This window comes from Vibrio genomosp. F6 (assembly GCF_005146325.1).
Taxonomy (GTDB): domain Bacteria; phylum Pseudomonadota; class Gammaproteobacteria; order Enterobacterales; family Vibrionaceae; genus Vibrio; species Vibrio cortegadensis.
In genome coordinates, this window is the sequence record NZ_SYUT01000026.1 from 58,791 (window position 1) to 79,513 (window position 20,723).

The 20,723-nt window shown below is 41.3% G+C and carries 18 protein-coding genes; 7 read left to right on the plus strand and 11 right to left on the minus strand.

The window, feature by feature from the left end; translation table 11 throughout:
• Positions 1–97: 97 nt before the first annotated feature.
• Positions 98–1,288 (plus strand): DUF3103 domain-containing protein, encoded by a 1,191-nt coding sequence (locus FCV43_RS11130; protein WP_136995220.1) that lies wholly within the window; start codon positions 98–100, stop codon positions 1,286–1,288.
• 106 nt (positions 1,289–1,394) lie between these two features.
• Here FCV43_RS11130 and FCV43_RS11135 read toward each other — a convergent pair whose 3' ends face one another.
• Positions 1,395–1,874: a GNAT family N-acetyltransferase gene (locus tag FCV43_RS11135; protein ID WP_136995221.1), complete on the minus strand. Its 480-nt coding sequence runs from the start codon at positions 1,872–1,874 to the stop codon at positions 1,395–1,397.
• Between the two features lie 245 nt (positions 1,875–2,119).
• On the opposite strand from FCV43_RS11135, the gene FCV43_RS11140 reads away from it, so the two are divergent.
• Complete coding sequence (locus tag FCV43_RS11140; protein WP_017054438.1) at positions 2,120–3,397, plus strand: DEAD/DEAH box helicase; 1,278 nt, start codon at positions 2,120–2,122, stop codon at positions 3,395–3,397.
• 77 nt (positions 3,398–3,474) lie between these two features.
• On the opposite strand, the gene FCV43_RS11145 is transcribed toward FCV43_RS11140, so the two are convergent.
• The 4 genes from FCV43_RS11145 to FCV43_RS11160 form a co-directional block, all read right to left on the minus strand.
• A complete protein-coding gene (locus tag FCV43_RS11145) occupies positions 3,475–4,338 on the minus strand; it encodes a DMT family transporter (RefSeq protein WP_113800134.1) in 864 nt (287 codons plus the stop codon).
• 44 nt (positions 4,339–4,382) lie between these two features.
• Positions 4,383–4,991, minus strand: coding sequence for a class I SAM-dependent methyltransferase (locus FCV43_RS11150; protein ID WP_170961648.1), 609 nt, complete (start codon positions 4,989–4,991; stop codon positions 4,383–4,385).
• A 92-nt stretch (positions 4,992–5,083) separates the two neighbouring features.
• Positions 5,084–5,449 (minus strand): MmcQ/YjbR family DNA-binding protein, encoded by a 366-nt coding sequence (locus FCV43_RS11155; RefSeq protein WP_136995223.1) that lies wholly within the window; start codon positions 5,447–5,449, stop codon positions 5,084–5,086.
• A 71-nt stretch (positions 5,450–5,520) separates the two neighbouring features.
• Entirely contained in the window at positions 5,521–6,003 is a 483-nt protein-coding gene (locus FCV43_RS11160) for a MarR family winged helix-turn-helix transcriptional regulator (protein WP_136995224.1), read from the minus strand.
• Positions 6,004–6,135: 132 nt separating this feature from the next.
• Here FCV43_RS11160 and FCV43_RS11165 point away from each other — a divergent pair, with 132 nt between their 5' ends.
• Positions 6,136–7,032: a DMT family transporter gene (locus FCV43_RS11165; RefSeq protein ID WP_136995225.1), complete on the plus strand. Its 897-nt coding sequence runs from the start codon at positions 6,136–6,138 to the stop codon at positions 7,030–7,032.
• Positions 7,033–7,363: 331 nt separating this feature from the next.
• Positions 7,364–8,380: a GGDEF domain-containing protein gene (locus FCV43_RS11170; RefSeq protein WP_136995226.1), complete on the plus strand. Its 1,017-nt coding sequence runs from the start codon at positions 7,364–7,366 to the stop codon at positions 8,378–8,380.
• Between the two features lie 152 nt (positions 8,381–8,532).
• Here FCV43_RS11170 and FCV43_RS11175 read toward each other — a convergent pair whose 3' ends face one another.
• On the minus strand, positions 8,533–9,108 hold the full coding sequence (locus tag FCV43_RS11175) for a malate synthase (protein ID WP_017054445.1): 576 nt from the start codon (positions 9,106–9,108) through the stop codon (positions 8,533–8,535).
• 225 nt (positions 9,109–9,333) lie between these two features.
• Between FCV43_RS11175 and FCV43_RS11180 the strand changes: the two genes are divergently transcribed.
• On the plus strand, positions 9,334–10,854 hold the full coding sequence (locus tag FCV43_RS11180; protein WP_084654819.1) for a DUF3612 domain-containing protein: 1,521 nt from the start codon (positions 9,334–9,336) through the stop codon (positions 10,852–10,854).
• 103 nt (positions 10,855–10,957) lie between these two features.
• Here FCV43_RS11180 and FCV43_RS11185 read toward each other — a convergent pair whose 3' ends face one another.
• Complete coding sequence (locus tag FCV43_RS11185) at positions 10,958–12,421, minus strand: AGE family epimerase/isomerase (protein ID WP_136995236.1); 1,464 nt, start codon at positions 12,419–12,421, stop codon at positions 10,958–10,960.
• Positions 12,422–13,138: 717 nt separating this feature from the next.
• Between FCV43_RS11185 and FCV43_RS11190 the strand changes: the two genes are divergently transcribed.
• Together FCV43_RS11190 and FCV43_RS11195 are read left to right on the plus strand one after the other, a co-directional pair.
• On the plus strand, positions 13,139–15,136 hold the full coding sequence (locus FCV43_RS11190; RefSeq protein WP_136995227.1) for a methyl-accepting chemotaxis protein: 1,998 nt from the start codon (positions 13,139–13,141) through the stop codon (positions 15,134–15,136).
• Between the two features lie 134 nt (positions 15,137–15,270).
• Complete coding sequence (locus FCV43_RS11195) at positions 15,271–16,203, plus strand: DMT family transporter (RefSeq protein ID WP_136995228.1); 933 nt, start codon at positions 15,271–15,273, stop codon at positions 16,201–16,203.
• A 98-nt stretch (positions 16,204–16,301) separates the two neighbouring features.
• Here FCV43_RS11195 and FCV43_RS11200 read toward each other — a convergent pair whose 3' ends face one another.
• From FCV43_RS11200 to FCV43_RS11215, 4 genes are all read right to left on the minus strand, one after another.
• Positions 16,302–17,819 carry a DEAD/DEAH box helicase gene (locus tag FCV43_RS11200; RefSeq protein ID WP_136995229.1) on the minus strand — a complete coding sequence of 506 codons (1,518 nt, stop codon included), beginning with the start codon at positions 17,817–17,819 and terminating at the stop codon, positions 16,302–16,304.
• Positions 17,820–17,996: 177 nt separating this feature from the next.
• Complete coding sequence (locus FCV43_RS11205) at positions 17,997–19,361, minus strand: diguanylate cyclase (RefSeq protein WP_136995230.1); 1,365 nt, start codon at positions 19,359–19,361, stop codon at positions 17,997–17,999.
• Positions 19,362–19,547: 186 nt separating this feature from the next.
• Positions 19,548–19,976, minus strand: coding sequence for a MarR family winged helix-turn-helix transcriptional regulator (locus FCV43_RS11210; protein WP_136995231.1), 429 nt, complete (start codon positions 19,974–19,976; stop codon positions 19,548–19,550).
• Positions 19,977–19,980: 4 nt separating this feature from the next.
• Entirely contained in the window at positions 19,981–20,616 is a 636-nt protein-coding gene (locus FCV43_RS11215; protein ID WP_136995232.1) for a cytochrome b/b6 domain-containing protein, read from the minus strand.
• Between the last annotated feature and the right edge of the window lie 107 nt (positions 20,617–20,723).

Here is a 20,723-nt window from a genome sequence, read left to right on the forward strand (position 1 = left end):
ATTATTCGTGACATTTATAAATGAAAGCATCCTCATACAGTGATAATGTTGAGCTATAGAGTTATTACTCTAACTCAAATATTAAAAGGGGATTATTATGAAATACATAACACCCATTTCATTACTTTTCGCAGTCACTTTAGTTGGTTGCCAAACAGATGAAACCGCCACCAACTCGTCTGCACAATCTAATGCAAATGCCATTACTCAGCAAAAACGTGAACTCGCGAGACAGCTTAGTCAAAGCTACAATAATCTTGAAACAACATTAAAAACGCAGATTAATGCTCAACATTTAAATATTTCTGTCTCTCAATTATTCGAATCTCAACCAAATGCTGACTTCAGTCAAAAGATGGTAATGGCCGACGCTCAAATTCGTTCAATGAAAGGTATTGAAGAATTCACTCCTGAAATATTAGAGTTGCGTATTGCTGATATATCGATGGTCAAAGAGTGGAAAGAAGGCCAGAGCCCATTATTTGCATTCGAACCCAAAGGGGATGACGAAACATGGCAGTATATTGAAGCATTTGATGTTTATGGCCAAGTCCACCAGCTGGATGTTGACCAATTACCAGATGTTCCAGTTTTTGTAGTTGATAGTAATAGTAGTAGAGAGCTCACCGCTGGTGTACAAGCAATGCGGAATGAGATGAACAAACTTGATAACGGCATATCACTCAGCACCAGGAAAACAGACAACGGTTCTTTTGCGACCGCAACAATGCAAAAAGATATAACGTCTGATGATCCACAACCGATTTCAACAACCATACTGAAAAAAATTCGCTTAGCCGATGATCAAGAACTTTGGATCTCGGGCAAAGCAGAAATCTATGCCATTGTGACTGGTATCAACCCGAGCCGCGATAAGCCAATTGTTGATTTAGTAGAAATGCCGTACTTAGACTACGACAATCAAGATTACCACCCTAATCAGATCATGATTCAGTGGTCTCGCTACCGTTGGGGTGCAGCAGACCTTATCCTAATGGAGCAAGATGATGGCACCGACTACAAGGAACTTGGCAAGTTGTTAGTCAAAGTAGCAGAAGAAGTCTTGAAGTTGATACCAGATCCAGAAGTTCAAGCTTATGCCATCATTCCTCAAATTACAGGTAAAATAATAGACGCAATCCCCGATGGCTTATTAGTAAATGATGATGACTTTGTTGACGTATTTTACACCTTAATGCAAGACACTGATTATGTGGATCACCCAGCCGCTAGTGGTAATGCAACGGCAACATTCGAGCCATTAACAATCAACCCAACTCGTCAATAAAAATAGGAATAAGTAGATATACGTTAGTTCATATATCTACTTATTAATCATAACTAAAATGCGCTAAGCAACATCAAGCTCCCCCTTTGGGGAGCCTTTTGTGCCGCTAAATAATTCCATCTAATTTCAAACTTTTCGACATATTATATCCAGTAACCATAAAGCCCGTCTCTTGATATAGCGCCAATGCACGTTTGTTGTGATAAGCCACTCTTAGCTTGATTTGAACAATCCCACCCTTGACTAACTGCCCTTCCAACAGCTTCAACGCTTCGGTTCCATACCCTTTACCACGACATGATTCATTCACATAAAAATCATAGATAAACGTAGAGTGTTCCGCTTCATTTGGACAGTGCCACAAATACCCGACAACGCGAGACTCAGCCTCAATACACAGTAGTTTATGTACATCTGTTTTATATCCATCAGGGAAACTACGTAAAAGGTCTTTACGAGCCAATGTCTGTGCAAGTTCAAGTGAATGGCCATAGTTTTCCGCAATTTCTTGGCTGTAATCCGCTATAAAATAATCACAAAAGGCAGGATACTCTTCTTCTCGCATTGGTCTTAAGGCTATTACCATAACTTTCATCCTTAAATCGTATTTCATAAATGACTTTTGAAGCTCAATGTCCAAGTTACTGACCAACACCAAGCTCATTTGAGCTATTATTGTGTCAATTTAAACAATAAATTGGCTAACTGGGCATTATATTTAGTGATTATAAAAAATAAGTCCCCCACTCTGGATTTATTGCACTATAATCTGCGGCCGTATTTTTGGTTATGCTTATGTTTGGTATTAGCCGTTAGTTTTAGGAACAAGATATGTCATTTGCATCACAAAATTTTTCTCCCGAAATCGTCAAAGCTCTTACTGAATGTGGTTATGAGAAGTTAACACCTGTTCAGCAGAAAGCGATTCCGATGGCTCGTCGTGGCCACGACATTCTTGCTAATGCTCAAACAGGTACGGGTAAAACCGCTGCATTTGCATTGCCAATTGTGCAAAATATTTTAGATAAAGCAAAGCCACGTAGCCGTCACCAAGCTCGTGCGGTGATCCTAGCACCAACACGTGAACTTGCTGCTCAAATTGCGCAAAACGTCCAAGACTACACCAAATATACAGAGCTTAAGACTGTCGCGATTTACGGTGGCGCAAAAATGTCATCTCAAGAGCGAGCGTTAGAGCAAGGTGTTGACATCCTTGTTGCAACTCCAGGCCGTTTAATTGAGCACTTAGAGCTAAAAAACGTCTCTTTAGTTAACCTAGAGTTCCTTGTTTTTGATGAAGCTGACCGTATGCTTGATATGGGCTTCATTTCAGCGATTGAAAAAATCATGTCAGGTATCGCATCTAAGCCACAAACGATGCTGTTCTCTGCGACCTTCTCTGCGCAAATGAATAAACTGGCAGGTGAGATCCTCCGCCAACCGAAACGTATTGCCGTTGCTCGTGAAAATGTCACTGCCGATACTATCGCACACGTTGTTTATCCTGTAGAGCAAGCACGAAAGCGTGAGATGCTTTCTGAACTGATCGGTCGTAAAAACTGGAAACAAGTTCTCGTATTTGTAAACTATAAAGAAACCGCCAATGAGCTTGTGAAAGAGCTTAAATTGGACGGAATTAAAGCGGTTCTTTGTCATGGTGATAAAGCACAAAGTGCACGCCGCCGCGCATTAGATGAGTTTAAAGAAGGCAAAGCACGTGTGATGATTGCAACGGATGTTGCTGCTCGTGGTCTAGATATTCAGAACCTGCCGCATGTGGTTAACTTTGATATGCCATTCTTAGCTGAAGATTACGTTCACCGTATCGGTCGTACTGGTCGCGCAGGTCAAAAAGGTCATGCTGTCTCTTTTGTAAACCGCGAAGAAGAGCTAACGCTACAGCAAGTTGAGACTCTTATTGGTCAGCGTATCTACCGTAAAGAGCTTGAAGGTTATGAGCCAAAAAACCGAGACGCACTAATAGAAAAAATGCACTCAAAGCCGGCTTTCAAAAACCGTAAAACGCGCACAAACAATCCTAGTGATGCGAGCCAAGGTGATGCAGAGCGTCGTGCTCGTCTACGTAAAATGATTCGCAATAAGCAATAAGTAATACGCAATCAACAATCACTACCAACATTAAAGGGCGATACTTTTTCAGTATCGCCCTTTTCTATTATTCGTCATTAAGATGCGTTTTTTAAATTACGTTTTGACGGTTTTCGCTGATACAAGTTAGAGATGTTACCAATCAACATAAGCAAACCACCCCAAATCAAGGCGCTATCAAACGGTTCATTGTAGAAGATAATCCCAACGACCGCGATTAAAGGTAAGCGCAGAAAGTCTAAAATAGTCACCGTTGTCACTTCCGTCATTTGCAGAGCTTTACTCATACAAAAGTGAGCGGATAGAGCAGTAAAACTGATTACTCCAACCCAGAACCATTGATTGCTATTCGGCATGACCCAGTCCCCAATCGACAACACTAACCCCATCGGTAACTGAATTAAGCACATATAGAAAACGATAGTCAGTGGCTCATCGGTTTTGGATAATGATTTCGTTGATGTGTGGGCTACAGCAAAACAGACGGCAGCACCTAAGACAATGAATGAATTGCTATCAAATATATCGCTTCCAGGCTGCACTATAACTAAAACGCCAAGCATACCAACGCAAATGGAGATTCCCTTTTTCAAGGTTAATCGTTCATTCAAAAAAATGGCTGCAATAATTGCCGCCCAAAATGGCACGGTGAACTCCAACGCAAATACTTCCGCCAGTGGCAATAAAGCGATGCCAAGAAACCAGCCATACTGAGCAATGAAGTGAAATACGTTACGAAAGGCATGAGTTCGTAAGCGGTGAGTTGATAAAAGAGAACGCTTACCAAGAGATAATATAATCCCGCTAATAATCAGCAATCCAAAAATACTACGCAAGAAAAGTGCTTGGAAAGTTCCGATTTCACCACTCAGTTCTCTTGCTCCAATCGCCAACATACAAAATGACACTAAAGCTCCTACCATCCATATCAATGACTTCATCGGTGTGAGAACTCCTTTCTGCACAAATTTGTCGTCTAATTGTTTTACTCTTTAATCAGTAATAATCCAAGACGACCTTTGTCTCGAATTCCATCGGGTTTATTGACTAACTTCTGTTTCAATATGGAAAAACCGATCTTCTTACACAAGTTGACTAAATCATCTACGGGGTAGGCATCATAATAAAACTCCACATCGAACATCGTCCCTGTAAATGCAGGAATGTTCTGCTCACTGCCCCCACTTGAAATGATTGCAGCACCACCCGTCTCTAGCGCACGATAAATTTTACTCAGGATCGGTTCATGATGCTCACGGGGAATATGGAACAAACAGTCCCACAGAATAATTCCCTGATAAGCACTGTCTATGTCGTAAGTTTCTAATTCTGCTTGAATAAATTGGGCTTCAGGAAGTAAAGATCTTGCAGTTTCCAGCAGGTTTTCAGAACAATCAACACCAAGCACTTGATAACCATGCTTAAGCATTAACTGATCAATGGGAATACCAGTACCGCAGCCTAGATCAAGAATACGCGAATTGAGCGGCAAACAATGAATAAACTCATTAAACAAAACCTTATCTGGGGTAGGCAATTCCTTTCGTATTTCAATCCACTGTTGTGAAATCAGGTCGTAATTCGCTTTCATCATCAAATTCCTTTTGATACATAGCTTTTGATACATAGCCCCTAAGTGTCAATAATAATGGGAATCTCACTATCAATTTATATGGTTTAAGAGCATCACTGGTTTGAGTTATTAAGCTCTTCACGGTCTGATTTTTTTAATTTACTGACGACCAACTTATACGATTGATCGGCTAAATCTTGCAACATCGTTTCATCAACATCACCATTCATTGCAACCGAAATCCAGTGTCTCTTGTTCATATGATAACCCGGACGAATAGCATCAAACTCACTGACTAATACTTCCCCATCGGCAGGCGTACATTTCAACGTCACATAGGGCTCATCTGAGGTCTGAGACGTTAACGCAAACATTTTACCTTTAACTTTAAATACCAAAGCCTCAGGTCCAAATGGATAACTCGATTCTGCCGCGACACATTGTTCTAGGTAGTCTTCAATAGATTTTAAGGTCATCATAAGTTAGTGCTTATTGGTAAATGAACATACTATTATTGATAACAAATCTCTTTCAATTCATCTGAGAGCCATTACTCAAAATCGGCCAACAAGTTTTTTAATAATCCATTGGCCTGTTGAATCTCATCTGGCGTTAATGCCGTCACTAAACGGGTTTGAATATCGACATGTTGCACTATCATTTCTTCAATTAAATTCAATCCTGTGGTTGTTAATATCACCGTCACACTGCGTCGGTCCTTCTTACTATGCTCTCTCTCGATAAGACCTTTCCCTTCAAGCTTGTCGAGTCGGTTCGTCATAGCACCAGAGGTAAGCATCATTGATTCAATCAATTCTGAAGGGGTTAATTTATACGGTTGTCCCGCTCGGCGTAGCGTAGCCAGTACATCAAACTCCCCCATTTTTAGATCATATTGCTTATGTAACGTAGCCACCTCTGCTTCCATGTGTTTAGTCACACGCATCAAACGTCCCATTAATGCCATCGGATCAGTATTTAATTCAGGCTTCTCTTTTGCCCACTGAGCGACAACTCTATCAATCGCATCCATATACCCTACTCCGCAGATTCAAACATCAAGATTAAGTATCTTAGCACGAAGTGTCTTAACATAAAGATACTTTACAGTGCGTAATTTAAAGCGTAGATTACACACAAATATCTTCACATAAAGATAATTAATATGAATATACTTCTAGCGATGATCCCAGCCTTCTTTTGGGGAACCACCTATGCGGTGACTCAATACACTTTACCCAACTGGCCTCCGCTTTTATTAGGAGCAATCCGTGCGCTCCCCGCTGGTTTACTCTTACTCATGCTAAAACCGAGTTTGCCAGAAAAAGGTGAATGGCGAATTCTGTTCAGTTTAGGTTTAATCAACATTGCCATATTCTTTAGCTTGATCTTTGTGATGGCTTTAACCCTTCCTTCTGCCATCTCTGGTGTGGGAATGGTTTCTGTCCCTGTTTTTGCCATGCTGTTCCACTGGGTAAGATATAAGCGCCGTCCGACAACTGTTCAGGCAATATCTGGGACATTACTGATTTTTCTGGCGTGGAAATTATTCGATCCTAACTCTATTACACTGAACCCCGTTGGTTTATTGGCCATGGTAACGGCCATCCTCTGCATTGTGATCGGCAGCGGCATAACAAAATCACTTGGAAACCGTATGCATTGGTGGAAGGTTTTAAGTTGGCAGTTAATTATTGGCGGGGCGATTTTAAGCTTAGCGGCTGCACTGCATTCTGTTATAAACCCCAACGTTTACACTCATGCATTAGCCCAAGTTGACTTCAAAAATGTAGCTGGCTTAAGTTGGTTAGTGATTCTAAATACTGCGTTTGGGTATGGTATGTACGTTTGGTTACTGCAGCGAATGTCTGTCGTCGATTTCACATTTGGGGGGATCGCAAATCCAATTGCGGGAATTATTACGGGATTACTTCTGTTAGGTGAATCTTTTACATTGCTTCAATACGCACTGATGGCTGGTATGATCATCACCTCTTTACTTCCACAGATACTCATTGCATTGAAAAAAAGCAATTCACCAAATTTGTCGCAATCGAGCTAAGCATCGGATCTCTATTAATCGGCAGAGTTATCATTCCGTAGGGGATTCATTCACCTCTATAGATAAGTAACTCTGTTCATTCATTTAATAAAGTCTTCAATTTAGATCGCAAAATAGGCAAGGATTAACTAGAATAACAGAGGTTTCTCACTAAAAGCGCTTGAATTTGTTAGTACTTTGTACAAAACATTGCACCAATGAGGATTTTTCGTTAAAGCAACATTAATTGCAGGCTCAATGAGCTCAAGTCATTTGTAATTATGCCTTTTCGTTAAACTAAGTGATCGTATAGTCAAGCTAGCCATTAGTAATTCAATTAATAGAATGAATAATGAAAAAAGACGAATTTCAAAAATCTACGGCTAATCTTAAAAAAGCAGTACCACTGATGATGAAGAACCGTGTCTCAACGACACCGGCGAATTATGCATTGTGGTATACCTACGTTGATAACGCCATTCCACAACTTAATCGTGAGATGGACGGCATTATTGAACATTATGGTATTTGCCCACCAGCAACTGCCGAGCAACTTTACAATAATTATGTCGCGAGTCGTTCTGAAACAAACATGAATGAATTACGCGCCAGTATTGAAGTTTTGATCAATGAAGTCGCTCACTCTATGAATGATACTCTTGCTGACACTTCGGCATTTTCAGATATGATCAACCAAAGCTTCAGTAATCTTTCTCGTGTGGAAGATGAAGGCTTGTCAATGGATGAAGTCATGAAGGTAATTAGAAAGCTGGTGTCTGAATCTAGAGATATTCGTCATTCGACTCAATTTTTGAATACTCAGTTGACCACGGCTAGCGAAGAAATTTCTCGTTTGAAGTCACAGCTTGTGGATGTGCAAAAAGACGCGCTTTTTGATAGCCTTTCTAGTCTTTATAACCGAGGCTCATTTGATCGCGATTTAGAGACATTGTGCAAAGCAAATCAACCTATGTGCCTGATTTTAGCAGATATTGATTATTTCAAATCATTCAATGATGAGTACGGTCATCTATTTGGTGATACCATTATCAAAGGCATTGCTCGTCGGCTCCAGCTCAGTTGTAGAGATGGCATTACTGCTTATCGCTTTGGTGGTGAAGAGTTCGCAATCATCGTACCAAATAAATCTCTCAGAATTGCACGCCAATTTGCAGAAACTAACCGCCGTAGCATTGAAAAACTATCGGTAAAAGATCGACGCAGTGGCAAACAAGTTGGGAATATCACAGCATCTTTTGGGGTGGCCGAATTTATTGAAGGTGAGTCGCCAATTCAATTGATTGATCGTGCAGACAAACTATTATATGAAGCAAAAAAACTAGGTCGAAATCGAGTAATGCCGATTTAGTTTTGCACATACATTTTTGCCGATCCCGTTTCAGCTAATTCGGTAATAGCCCAATTCAGTAACAACCCAACTCAGTAACTACCCATTTAGTTATCTCAGATTGAAACAAAGAAGGCTTCCCAATTGGGAAGCCTTCTTTCGGTTTGGTATCACTAGATATTAAAACAGTAATCTAGACAATAATCTTCACCACTTTTCGCTGTAAATTCTTTATCTTCGCTGCATGCTCTTGGTTTTCCACGCTCATCACCTTTTACTAAGCTAACCCAATGACGCATGGCTGCCATGCTCGACTCTGTTGGGATTTGGCTAAATGTGGTGCAAGTTTCGAGTTGAATATCATCGATACTGATCAGTTCAACACAACCTGTCCCCTTACGACAGCCAAACTGAACCTCAAGGTGGCTACCACTACCATCTTTGAGGAGAATTGAAGCAGGGTCCGACTTTTCTCCCATGTATGCTACAAAGTGTTTTGGGTGTTTCAAACCACTGTGCTGACCGTTTTTGAAGTAAGCCAGAACGTGGCGATAATCAATTACGTAGCTTGTTACATCTTGATGAGTACCATTTTCTAGTGGAAAAAGTCTATCAAGTAGCTGTTTAGCTTTGATCTGCTTTTCGCTCTGCTGGTTTGCGCTGATAGTCTCTACGGCAAAGACAGCTTCAGCGATAAATGGTTTGTTTTGTTTTTGTATTTCTGTTTTATCGAATGTAAGCATATTCATAGTCTTTCCCTCTTGGCTAACTATATTGTTGGTTAACTATCCCTGTCTTCAGCTCTATTTTTACTCTGCAAACGTGGTGATTAACTCATCAAAACTGTGTTCTAGAGCAATTATTCCAAACAGATGTTTATTTTTGTTATCGGTTTGTGAATTGCTTAGTTTGTAGACTACAACTTTTTTGACTACAATTTCACAACAAAAATTTTACAGTGTGAATTTTACAAAATGGCCTTATCAAAAAGCTTAGTCAGACAGTCACATTTCTTAGGGACTAAAATTAGGAACCTTAGAAAACGTAACCATTTAACAATGGAAGATCTCTCTGCACGATGTATACGCGTCAACCCAGAGTACGCGCCATCTGTTTCTTATCTCTCGATGATTGAGCGAGGAAAGCGTGTCCCAAGCATCGATATGCTAGAAGTCATCGCGAACGTTTTTCAAAAAGAACCCACTTGGTTTTTAGATGATGAACCGGAGCAACAAGCAATCACTCCAGATAAGGGAAATAGGGGGGGGATCAGTGGAATGGCATTAGAGCCAAGCTTCCTGTTCTCTAATGACATTCTACAAATAGCGATACCTGAAATGTTGTCACAAACGGGGATCACAGGGCGTCAATTTGCTCACCTGCTGATTCGAGCACACCAAGAGAGCTTACAAAATCACTTCCCTGACCTTGAACGTGCAGCAGAAGAGGTTGGACTTAAGAGATTAAATTTAGCCGTTGAAGATTTGATCGACATTGCGAAGAGTTTGGGGATACAAATTCGCTGGGTCAACCGAACCCCAAAAGATGTAGTCGACGAATTAGGCATCAATGCAAAGCAGCTAGTCACCTCTTTTTTTGAGCCACCAAGTACCATTTACCTCAATGAAATACTCAAGCAGTACCCTACTCGCCTGAAGTACGATCTGGCGGTTTACATCGGCCATTGTATTTTACACAGTAAAGAAGGCTTGAAGAGTGTACTTTCAGTTGGGCATAACAGCAGTTGGGAAGACAGCGGATCTAGCGAACCAACCTCGGTTCTCAATTCACAAGATATCTTACAAGCTTGGCGCGACTTTGAATCAAGCTTTTTTGCTGGCGCGTTGCTCTGCCCTAAAGTCCCTTTCCGCCAGTTACTGGATCGCAGCGGTTATGAAATTGACGTACACAAACTCGCAGGTGTTTCCCCATCTGTTGCAATGAGAAGAATGACGGTTGTTTCACCTTACCCACACTGGCACTATTTCGATGCCTATGGCCCAGGGAAACTAAAAGCCGTCTATCGCGGTAATGGCATTCCTCTACCTTGGGGTAACATGAGAACCGTTGCAGACCCTTGTCAGCATTGGGCGGTATTTAGACGCCTTTCTGAACCGAAAGCTGGCAGCTCAGCACAAATATCCATACTGAATGTTGGCGATGAGCCTAGAATCTACTGTTGCGAATCGGTCAACATGACAGATCCTGCAGGCAACAACCGAGTGTTATGCGCTGGTATTGATTTAAACCCAGCAATTGATGCACAAGGTGGGGATTCCCGATCCATTGCTGAAGAGCTAAAAGCGTCCTGTGTGAGTAATGGTGGATCCGTGATCATCCCAAGGCATATTAAGAAAGATCTCACGACGATTGCAAAAATCCTGAACATTAACTGGATAGAACGCGGCATTGAAACTGAGGCTCGTTTAATTTGCTCTAGAGGCGGCTCATGCCCTAGAAAGCCAAGTTGCTACGCGAAATGTGGTGAAGAGTAATATCAAAGAAAATAGATGAGTAACCGACAGTGAACAGCACAAAAAAATAAAGGCTAAGCCACTTTTGCTTAGCCTTCCTTTTTTATATTCAAAACTCACACCATTAAGGCGTTATATGAACAAAGCTAATACGTTGTTTTGTTAAGCCTTCAATCTGTTCAATTTTACCCAGACTTTGCTTGGTTTGAATATCACCTTGATAATAATAAGGCTCGATCACGCCTTTGTAGCCTTCCGGTAATGCAAAATAGAGCTGAGCAGGCTTCTTGTAATGCTGTTTGGCGCTTAAATACCCAACTAATGCATGCTCAAATTGATGGTAACCATTACCCCAATGGAACGCTTTAGTACTTCTGGAGTTTAACCCTACCCCACCATATTGATGATCGACCCAAGCATTCATGAAAGCATGCTGTGTATCCGATTGCTGGGTGATCCGACTGCCATCCAACATGTTCAATGTCATTGAAGATTGATCCAGTTCCGCCCACTCCCAAGAAGAGGTCCATGGGTTATAAGGTCGACTCTTCCATCCAGAGACCTTTTTCCGTCCATGCCACTGAGTTTTCAGCGGTTCAATGAAATAAGCTTCCGCTATTGAAAAATCATAAGTATTACTGGCTCTTTCGACGGTGACCCGCATACCTTGTTCACCCAACGTTTCCCAGTCTGTATTATCAAAATACCTTCCGACCAGATAAGTCATCCAGAACGCTTTTGTTGTGTGAGCAAAATCATTGTGCTTTGCCTCTTGCATCATCATGGCTTTGTGATGAATTGCCCCATAATATCGCTTCTCATCCACAGAGTAATACTGCTTCGTCATTTGATCAGTTAGCCAATAAAGATCCTGACGCCATTTTTTCTGCACTTTCTCGGGTAATAACGGAGTGACAAGCAGCAGATAGCCGTTGATCTGATCGAGTTGAGCCACCAACTCTCGCTGTTTAGCACTCTGCTCATCGCCATCTTTTAACACCCAATTCAAATCATTATTTTTGAGGTTCTTATACTGCTCAAAAATGAATGCTTGCTGTTTAATTAATGCCTTTTCCACTACAGGATCACGAGTCAAATAGTAATAAAAAGCCAAACCAACTAACGCATATGCTTGATCTTGTGATGTTCTCTGTTGCCACTCCAAACCTGGCTTTCCATTTTTAACGAAGCTGATGAACCCACCATGTTCATTATCTATTCGATTTCTCAATAGAAAATCGACACCAGACTTTGCCAAAGCGAGCGCTTCTTCATTACCAGTCAGATGATAAATCACCCCATACGCGTATATTTGTCGAGACTTCATTCGAGTGTAGTCACGATCAAAATGCGGTGATATCCAGCTAAGGTTTAATTCGGGACAGACGTTATTAACATCTAACACCTCACCATTATCACAACGGAATGTAGGGAAATTGCCTTCCGGAACTCCTTTCGCAGATTGCATTAACCAGTATGGCTGTAAGCCTTCTTTCGCATGTTCTATCCATTGATCGCCAGTGGGCAAAGGAAGCGTTTTTTCAGGAGTGAGATCGGTTACGGCTGCCAATGGGGTTGCAGAAAACATTACTGACAGTAACAAACTGAATTTATAGTTTTTTCTATGTGTACTATTGAAATAAGACCGAGCCATGCTTAACCCACTCCTGATTCAGAAATGGTGAATATAAGTACTAATACTTACGCATACTGTCTAAACGATCACAGGAAAAATCAATATCGGGACATTAAATTTATAATTTAAGGAAGGGCGCACATACTGCGCAAATTTATGCAAAAAAAAACCAACCACAAAAACTGTGATTGGCTATATATTTGTGTGAACAAGGTATCATTCACTAACAACGTCAGTTGGCTAGGTGACCCTCGGCTTAAGAAGGGTCACTATTAATAATGCAGAATGTGTGCCAACTTTAAATGTCCATTTTATATGCCATTACGCACACTTTTAAAGCGATAATCTTTGATTTTTTGCATAACGCATTTTCATTTTGCAAATTAGCATAATTTTGCTAGTGAGCGCTTTATAAGTTATTCATCTAACAAAGTATTGTCTTTAATACTAAACGCAGATCGATAGAGGTACTCCGCTTGTTTAGTTCAAAATTATAAATGCATACAAATTACATAAACAACACAACCAACAACACTTTGATCACATTAATTACAAAAAGTCTCACTTTTGATAATTGATTCATTTGTTGATAATGAAACCCACAAAAACAGCACCTATACTCTAACTAGGATTTCTATAATTATAAAAAATACAGCTAGGGATTTATCAATGCGCTCACTACTACGCCAGTTCCCCCTCTACATTATTGTCACCATTATCGCAGGCATACCTTTAACCCTATCCATAATTTTAGCCAGCTTATCTGTCATTGAATTTAAACAAGAATCATCGCTTTCTTCGCAAGATCAAGAAGTGGTTGAGCTTGTGATCCTCTATGACAACATTGCTCATAACTTGGCGGTAGAGCGTGGACTTACCGCGGGAGTACTAGGCAGTAAAGGTAAAGCCGCTCAAGTAGAGAAATTAAAAAAGCAGCGTAAGGTTGCAGATACTCATATACAAGCACTTAAAGGCTTTTCACCTGTTCACATAAAGCCAGAGTTAGCGTCAAATTTAATGGGTGATGTTCAAAAACAATTAAGCCGTTTAAGTGAAGTTCGCCGTCAAGTAGATACCTTGCGTCCCAACTTGTCTCCTTTTGCTTACTACTCGGATCTCAACCAGCTCGCCATTGATAACGCAATCATGCTGCTCGCCAGTATTAATAATTCTGAAATAGCCTCTCTTGGTAAAGCATTAACCTCTGTCGTTGTCATGAAAGAGCGTGCTGGGCAAGTTCGTGGGGCGCTAAATGGCGTGTTCTCACGAGGTAATGCAACGGCTGCGATTTACGCCAATGTGCAAAATTACATCAGCTCTGGCAATTATGCTCTGCGCAGAGCAAAAATTGAAATGCCGACTCAATTCCAACAGCAGTTAGAGCTCGCGAGAAACTCGTCGACATGGAAAAATGTGAATCAAATTAAGGACTCATTCTTATCTCAAAAGTCCAATCTCAATAATATCGATGGGCCTGATGCAAGCTCATGGTTTGGATTAGCAACAGATCAAATCAAGCTGATTAACCAAGTACGCAACCAACTTCAAACTGAAATCAGCACCATTTCTACTGAACAAGCCATTCGAGCAAACAACTTACAAAACTCACTGCTAGTGGCGACAATTCTCATTGGAGCGTGTCTCTTATGGGCTCTTGTATTTTGTGTTACAGGCCTGCGTCATCGTGTTGGGTCTCTCACGACGCACTTGGGTAACATGTCTACACAACGAGATCTAAGTGTTGAGCTTAACTCAGTAGGTAAAGATGAAATTTCATATATTTCTCGTAGCATAAATCAACTCACCCAGAATATCCGCTCGTTATTATCGGATGTCACTAATACCAATAACAACAGCACACAACGATTGAACACGATTGTAAGCAACGCTCAAGAGCTAGGTCAGAGTAGTCAATCAACCACCGCTAAATGTGCAAACATAGCCACCGCAATGACGGAGTTATCTCAGTCTAGCCTTGAGATTGCCGCCTCTGCTGAAAGGGCGCTAACTGAAACCGATGAAATGAAGAGCCAAGTTCTAGAGTGCCAATCCCAAAGTGAAGCTTCATTTAATTCTGTAGAAGGGCTGATTACTCAGATTAACGAAACAGAAGCTTGTATGCTCGAACTGGAGCAAGATACGCAAAGTATCAGCCAAATTGTAGAGACCATCAGCGCCGTTTCAGAACAGACTAATTTATTGGCATTGAATGCCGCGATAGAAGCCGCACGAGCAGGTGAACACGGGCGCGGTTTCGCCGTTGTCTCTTCCGAAGTACGTGATTTAGCTCATCGTAGCCAAGAAGCGACTGAAAGCATCAGTAAGCTACTGGAAAAAATCACCACCAATACGAATAAGTCTGTTAGCAACATGAATAAGAGTAAACAAGCGAGTGATGACACTTTTGTATCGGTTGATGTAGTACGAGAGAGCGTGGCTAAACTGGAGTCAGTGATTGAGCAAGTCAGCGAGCACATTACGAGTATTGCCAATTCAACAACTGAACAATCGAAAGCCAGCGAAGATGTCGATAAAGATGTCGATACATTATCAGAAATTGCAGACCAAACTGGCGTTCTTGCCAATGAGTTAAACACTATTGTGACCAGCTATAAAGAGGAAGTGTTTAACGTTCAAGAGCAACTCAATAAGTTTAAACTCGTTTAATCTCTTTTCTCTCAATCATAAACAATGGCGCTGATGTTTTTCAGCGCCTTAATTTTGAGTAATAACGAAATTAAACGTGCCAGTTCACGGTCTACATTGGGACGGCTCTCACCCCTCACTTCTGAGATTACGACTTGATTATAATACCCCTTACTACCCTAGCTCTAATTGCCTTTGCTGCTAATTCTGTCTTATCTCGACTTGCTTTGGGATCTGAATTAATCGATGCGAGTAGCTTTACGAGTATCCGATTATTTTCAGGTGCCATCACACTCTACGCTCTTATCAAATTATATTTACCACCACGCGTTCACTCTCAAAGCTGTGACTATCAAAGCTGTGACTATCAAAGCAATGACTTTCAAAGCTGTGATTTTCAAAGCAATGATTCTCAAAGTTATCACTCTCAAAATAGACAAAAAGGAAGCTGGAAAGCAGGGATTTTGCTATTTGTATATGCGGTAACATTCTCTTTCGGTTATTTATCTTTAGACACTGCAACAGGTGCACTAATCCTATTTGGATCAGTACAAGCAACCATGCTAATCAATAGTTTACTGTCTGGAAACAAAGTAACTCGAAATGAAATATGGGGAATGATCATTGCCTTTTCAGGTTTCCTTTACCTTGTACTGCCTAACGTAGACACGCCATCACTATTTGGATTCGGATTGATGATGGTGTCAGGCGTTGCGTGGGGAATGTATACCATTAATGGTCGTTCGTCTAAACAGCCTCTCATCGATACTGGATTCAATTTCATCCGAACCTTACCGTTCGCTGTAATTCTTTTTCTACTCAGTCTGCATCAAGCACATTACACCCTTCAAGGCATATTACTCGCTTGTGCCTCTGGCTCTTTAGCATCTGGCGTCGGATATGCGATTTGGTACTACGTGCTACCTAAGCTCAGTGTCATTCGAGCCGCATCATTACAATTGCTGGTGCCTGTCTTATCGGCGGTTGGAGGGGTTCTATTTATGAGTGAAAATATCACCATGCATTTTGTCATGTCCTCAGCATTAATACTCGGAGGGATCATGATCGTGCTAAAGGCTAAAGAATAGGTTTTTCATCAACTCCATGCCATTGGATGCAAAAAGACCTCGCTAATTAACGAGGTCTTTCATTTAAATATTTATTACGTCATCAATTCACAGCATCTCTATGCTTTTGGTGAACTTCTACGTTGCGGTTTACCCGAAGATGGACCTTGGCGACGACTGCGACTAGCGCCTTCACCTGCTGGTTTATTTGCACCACGGTTTTGACCGTTACCCTGCTTACCTTTATTTGCGTTACCGCCGGTATTTCTTGCTGGACGGTTTTCACCTTCCGATTTTCCGCCCGCGTTTCCACCTTTGTTTGCAGGTTTGCGGTTAGAATTATTCGAATTGCCATTACTTGCAACATGACGCTTATTCTTGCCAGCAGGTTTATTACCACGTGCATTGCCACCAGAGCGTTGTCCATCAGCATGATCGACTTTTGGCTTTTTAGGTTTCTTAGGCTTAATTGGGCGCGTATCTAGTCTAGATTCAGGCAATATCGTTTCTGGAATAAAACCTTCTAGTTGATGACGAGGCAGAACTTGTTGGATCAGACGCTCAATCGAAAATAGTTCATACGTTTCTTCAGCCGTAACCAACGAAATCGCCTTGCCCACTTCACCAGCACGACCAGTACGGCCAATACGGTGTACATAATCTTCTGACACGTTTGGCAAATCAAAGTTAACCACTTGAGGCAATTGTGGGATATCAATACCGCGAGCAGCAATATCAGTTGCAACCAATACTCGTACTTGACCCGTTTTAAAGTTCTCAAGTGCTTTCGTTCTTGCGCCTTGGCTTTTGTTACCATGAATAGGTGCAGACGTAATACCTTGCCCTTCAAGGTAGCGTGACAAGCGGTTAGCACCATGCTTTGTCTTGCTGAATACCAACACTTGTCGCCAATCATTATCTTTAATTAACTTAGCAAGCATCGCACTTTTTTTGCTCTTATCCGCAGGGTAAATACTTTGCTCTACCGTTACCGCTGTTGAGTTAGCCGTGTTTACTGAAATTTCAACAGGGTTATTGACTAAACCCTTTGCTAGGCTGCGGATATCATCTGAAAAAGTGGCTGAAAATAGTAAGTTTTGACGCTTCTTTGGTAGGAAAGCTAGAACTTTACGAATATCGCGAATGAAGCCCATATCAAGCATGCGGTCAGCTTCATCAAGAACCAGCATTTCTAATTGATCAAATCGAACTGCATTTTGATTATAAAGATCCAACAAGCGACCAGGTGTTGCCACTAGAACATCACTGCCTTGGCGAAGCTTCTGCATTTGCGGGTTGATTTTAACACCACCAAATACAACCGTTGCAGATAGAGGCAAATGCTTGCTGTACTTTACAACGTTGTCATAAATCTGAGCGGCTAATTCACGAGTTGGCGTCAATACAAGCGTTCGAACTTGATTATGGCGAACCTTAGGGCCTTTAGACAAAATTTCCAAAATAGGAAGTGTAAATGCCGCCGTTTTGCCAGTACCCGTTTGAGCCGCAGCCATTACATCCTGACCTTCCAAGACCGCTGGAATTGCTTGCGCTTGGATAGGTGATGGCTTGTCATAACCTTGCTCTTCAATAGCTTTAAGAATTGGAGCAGATAGACCCAAAGAGGTAAAACTCATAAATTGATTCTCGAATTAGATAATTAGGATCACTGATCTATTTCAATTCAATAGAAACAGTTTCTCTAGAAGACGGCAGAGGTAGGCATTTGCCTTTTACAGGCTTACAAAAATAGCTGCCGATTGAAGCGCGCTATTCTGAGGCTTTTACCATGGAAATGAAAGTAATATCGTGATTTAACCGCCGAGCAAACCCTGTTTTTGGTCATACATTCTATCATCAGCGAATTTCAGCATCTCATCCATTGTGGCAAATTCATCAGAATATAAAACGGAACCAATGCTAACTTTTATGTAAATCAACGCCCCTTCATAAATGATCGGGGTTGAACTCAGTGATTTTTGGACCGTGACTTCAATTCGTCTCACATCTGAAGCGCTCATCACTCTAGGAAGCAATACTAAAAACTCATCGCCACCAATTCTCGCCATGAGATCAGATCTCCTTAATACATTGCGTACTCGCTCGGCACAAGCGACAAGCACTTTATCACCCGCAACATGGCCATAAGTGTCATTAATTTCTTTGAATTTATCGAGATCAAGATTGAGCAGTGCAAACCTTTCGTGACTTTCAGGTTTCTTCGCTGAATTAAACTGATCCTCAAGGATGTACATAAAGTACCGTCGATTTGGCAGTTTCGTCAGTTCATCATGCAAAGAACGGTTCTGTGCTGAAACATAGAGGCGATAAATGGTAACAAAGGCAAAGGCTAGAATGATGATAATCGGGTATCCGATCAATCGGACGCTATGTATTCTGAACCAATTTTCACGCTCAGCTGACCAAGGCGCCCTTGCTACTGCGACTTCCCAGCTACCATAAGGGAAATTTACTTTTTCAGTCGCGAACGCATCATCGAAGACTGTTTGATCGCCATGAAATATCTCACCTTGCGAACCGGAGCTATCGAGCCCCCTAATCCCAAGCCTATATTTTAGCTCAAACGCTTCGATGCCAACTTCTTGAAATAGAGAGTCGAGATCAATGACTGCACTGCATACCCCCCAATACTCTTTATTATTAGGAGGGTCGGTAAAAATGGGGACACGAGCGATCAATCCTCGTCCACCTTGAACCAAGTTAACAGGACCAGCAATAAATATCTGTTCTATCTCTCGAGCTTTCACGATCGACGCATACTGAGCGGGAATCCGTCGATAATTCAGGTCTATAACTTTTTCATTACCTTGAAGCGGATAAACAAAATTAATGATGTCGTTTCTAGCTAACGCAATAATAGTGACATGCTTTGACTCTTTAATGATTTTTGCAGCAACCTTTTCCCAGTTATCAAAAGCGGTATCAGAATGGATACTCACAAGCGTAGAAAGGCTATTAGATACATAAATATCCGCGACAATAGCAGCTTCTAAGTTTGATCGGACTTTTGATAGCTCTTCTTTAGCACTGCTTTGGTATTGCTTATCGAGAAACATCATTTGATTCTGGTTTAGCAACTCAAGCAGCATAATGGCTACTATAACAAAAACGGCAAGCAGCAAATTTACAGACCATTGCTTACCAAAAAGGTAACGCATCAATGACACTCTCCATCAGTAATTTATTATAATTCTTATTAATAGAATAGACACTAAAGATAGAGTAACCTAATTGTCTAGTACTTACACAGTACATTTCTCAAATAACATGTATTTTCTCACTTACCTTTCATTTGATATAAGAGAGTACCCGTTTTCTCAACCATTTATCAGCTGGCTATATAACTAAACAGCAGCGACCATTTTTTGCAGTAAACGAATCATATCGACTTGCTCATCGGCGTCTAATGATCTCAGTAGCTCTCTATTGACTTGTGCAGGCAATACGAGCAAGTCTTTTTCCATTGCCCGTCCTTTTTCCGTTAAATAGATCCGGAATGAACGCCGACTATTTGGATCGGCTTGTCTTTCCACCAGCCCAAGCTTTTCAAGCTTATCTAACGTTCTGGTTGTGGTTGAGTTCTCTACTTTGGATTTCAACGCAATATCTCTTTGCGTGATCCCTTCTTCTTCCCACAAGCACATCATGGTTGGCCACAATGCGACCGTTAGCCCATGCTTTTTAAGCTCTACTTCAAACTTTTTCGCGGCTTGGTTCGCGATGACATTAATCATCCAGCCAAAACTACTCTGGCGATCAAATTTCGTTTCCATATTTTCATACCAATGACGACACAACTATTGTCATGGTAACTAATCCGGCTGCAAGTAGCATTAATAATGCGCGCTTATTTGATGAAAAAGCTAATACGGCATTAGGGTTATCTAGCGTATTTTTTTGCTTACCGCTCACCATCGCCCACACTAAAGGTTTTGAACGCAACTTATAAACGAGAATGGCTAGCAGGTGAACAGCAACGAGAGCTTGAAGTACTTTCGCAAAAAGACTATGAATTGCCATACTGGCATCATAAGCGGAGTCTGTGAGTAAGGTTTCTGCGAATGGCATGTTATCTAACAAGCCTGATATAACAATACCCGTTGAACACTGCATCAACAAACTCACTATTAGCACCACCACCATCCATGATCCTGCGGGGTTATGACCAGGTTGCGCTTTTTCTCGCCCCATCAAATAGCTGACAACACGCTTTGGAGAAGCCACAAAAGCTTCAAATTGGCTCGTTTCGCTTCCCACAACGCCCCACAAAACTCGCCAGATAACAAGCGTGAAAAGAGCTAACCCTAAAACAAGGTGTGGCCCTTCTCCACTGTTCCCACTCGCCACCAGTCCAATAAAAAGTAACGCTTGAAGCCAATGATAAAAACGTATCGGTAGATCCCAGATTTTCATTTCATCTCCTCTCTGCTTGTGCAGAACATTGCAAATGTACATCAATTTTCTAGAGCACGTATTTTGATTGCTCTAATTCAACACAAACAATTTACACAACAATAGTT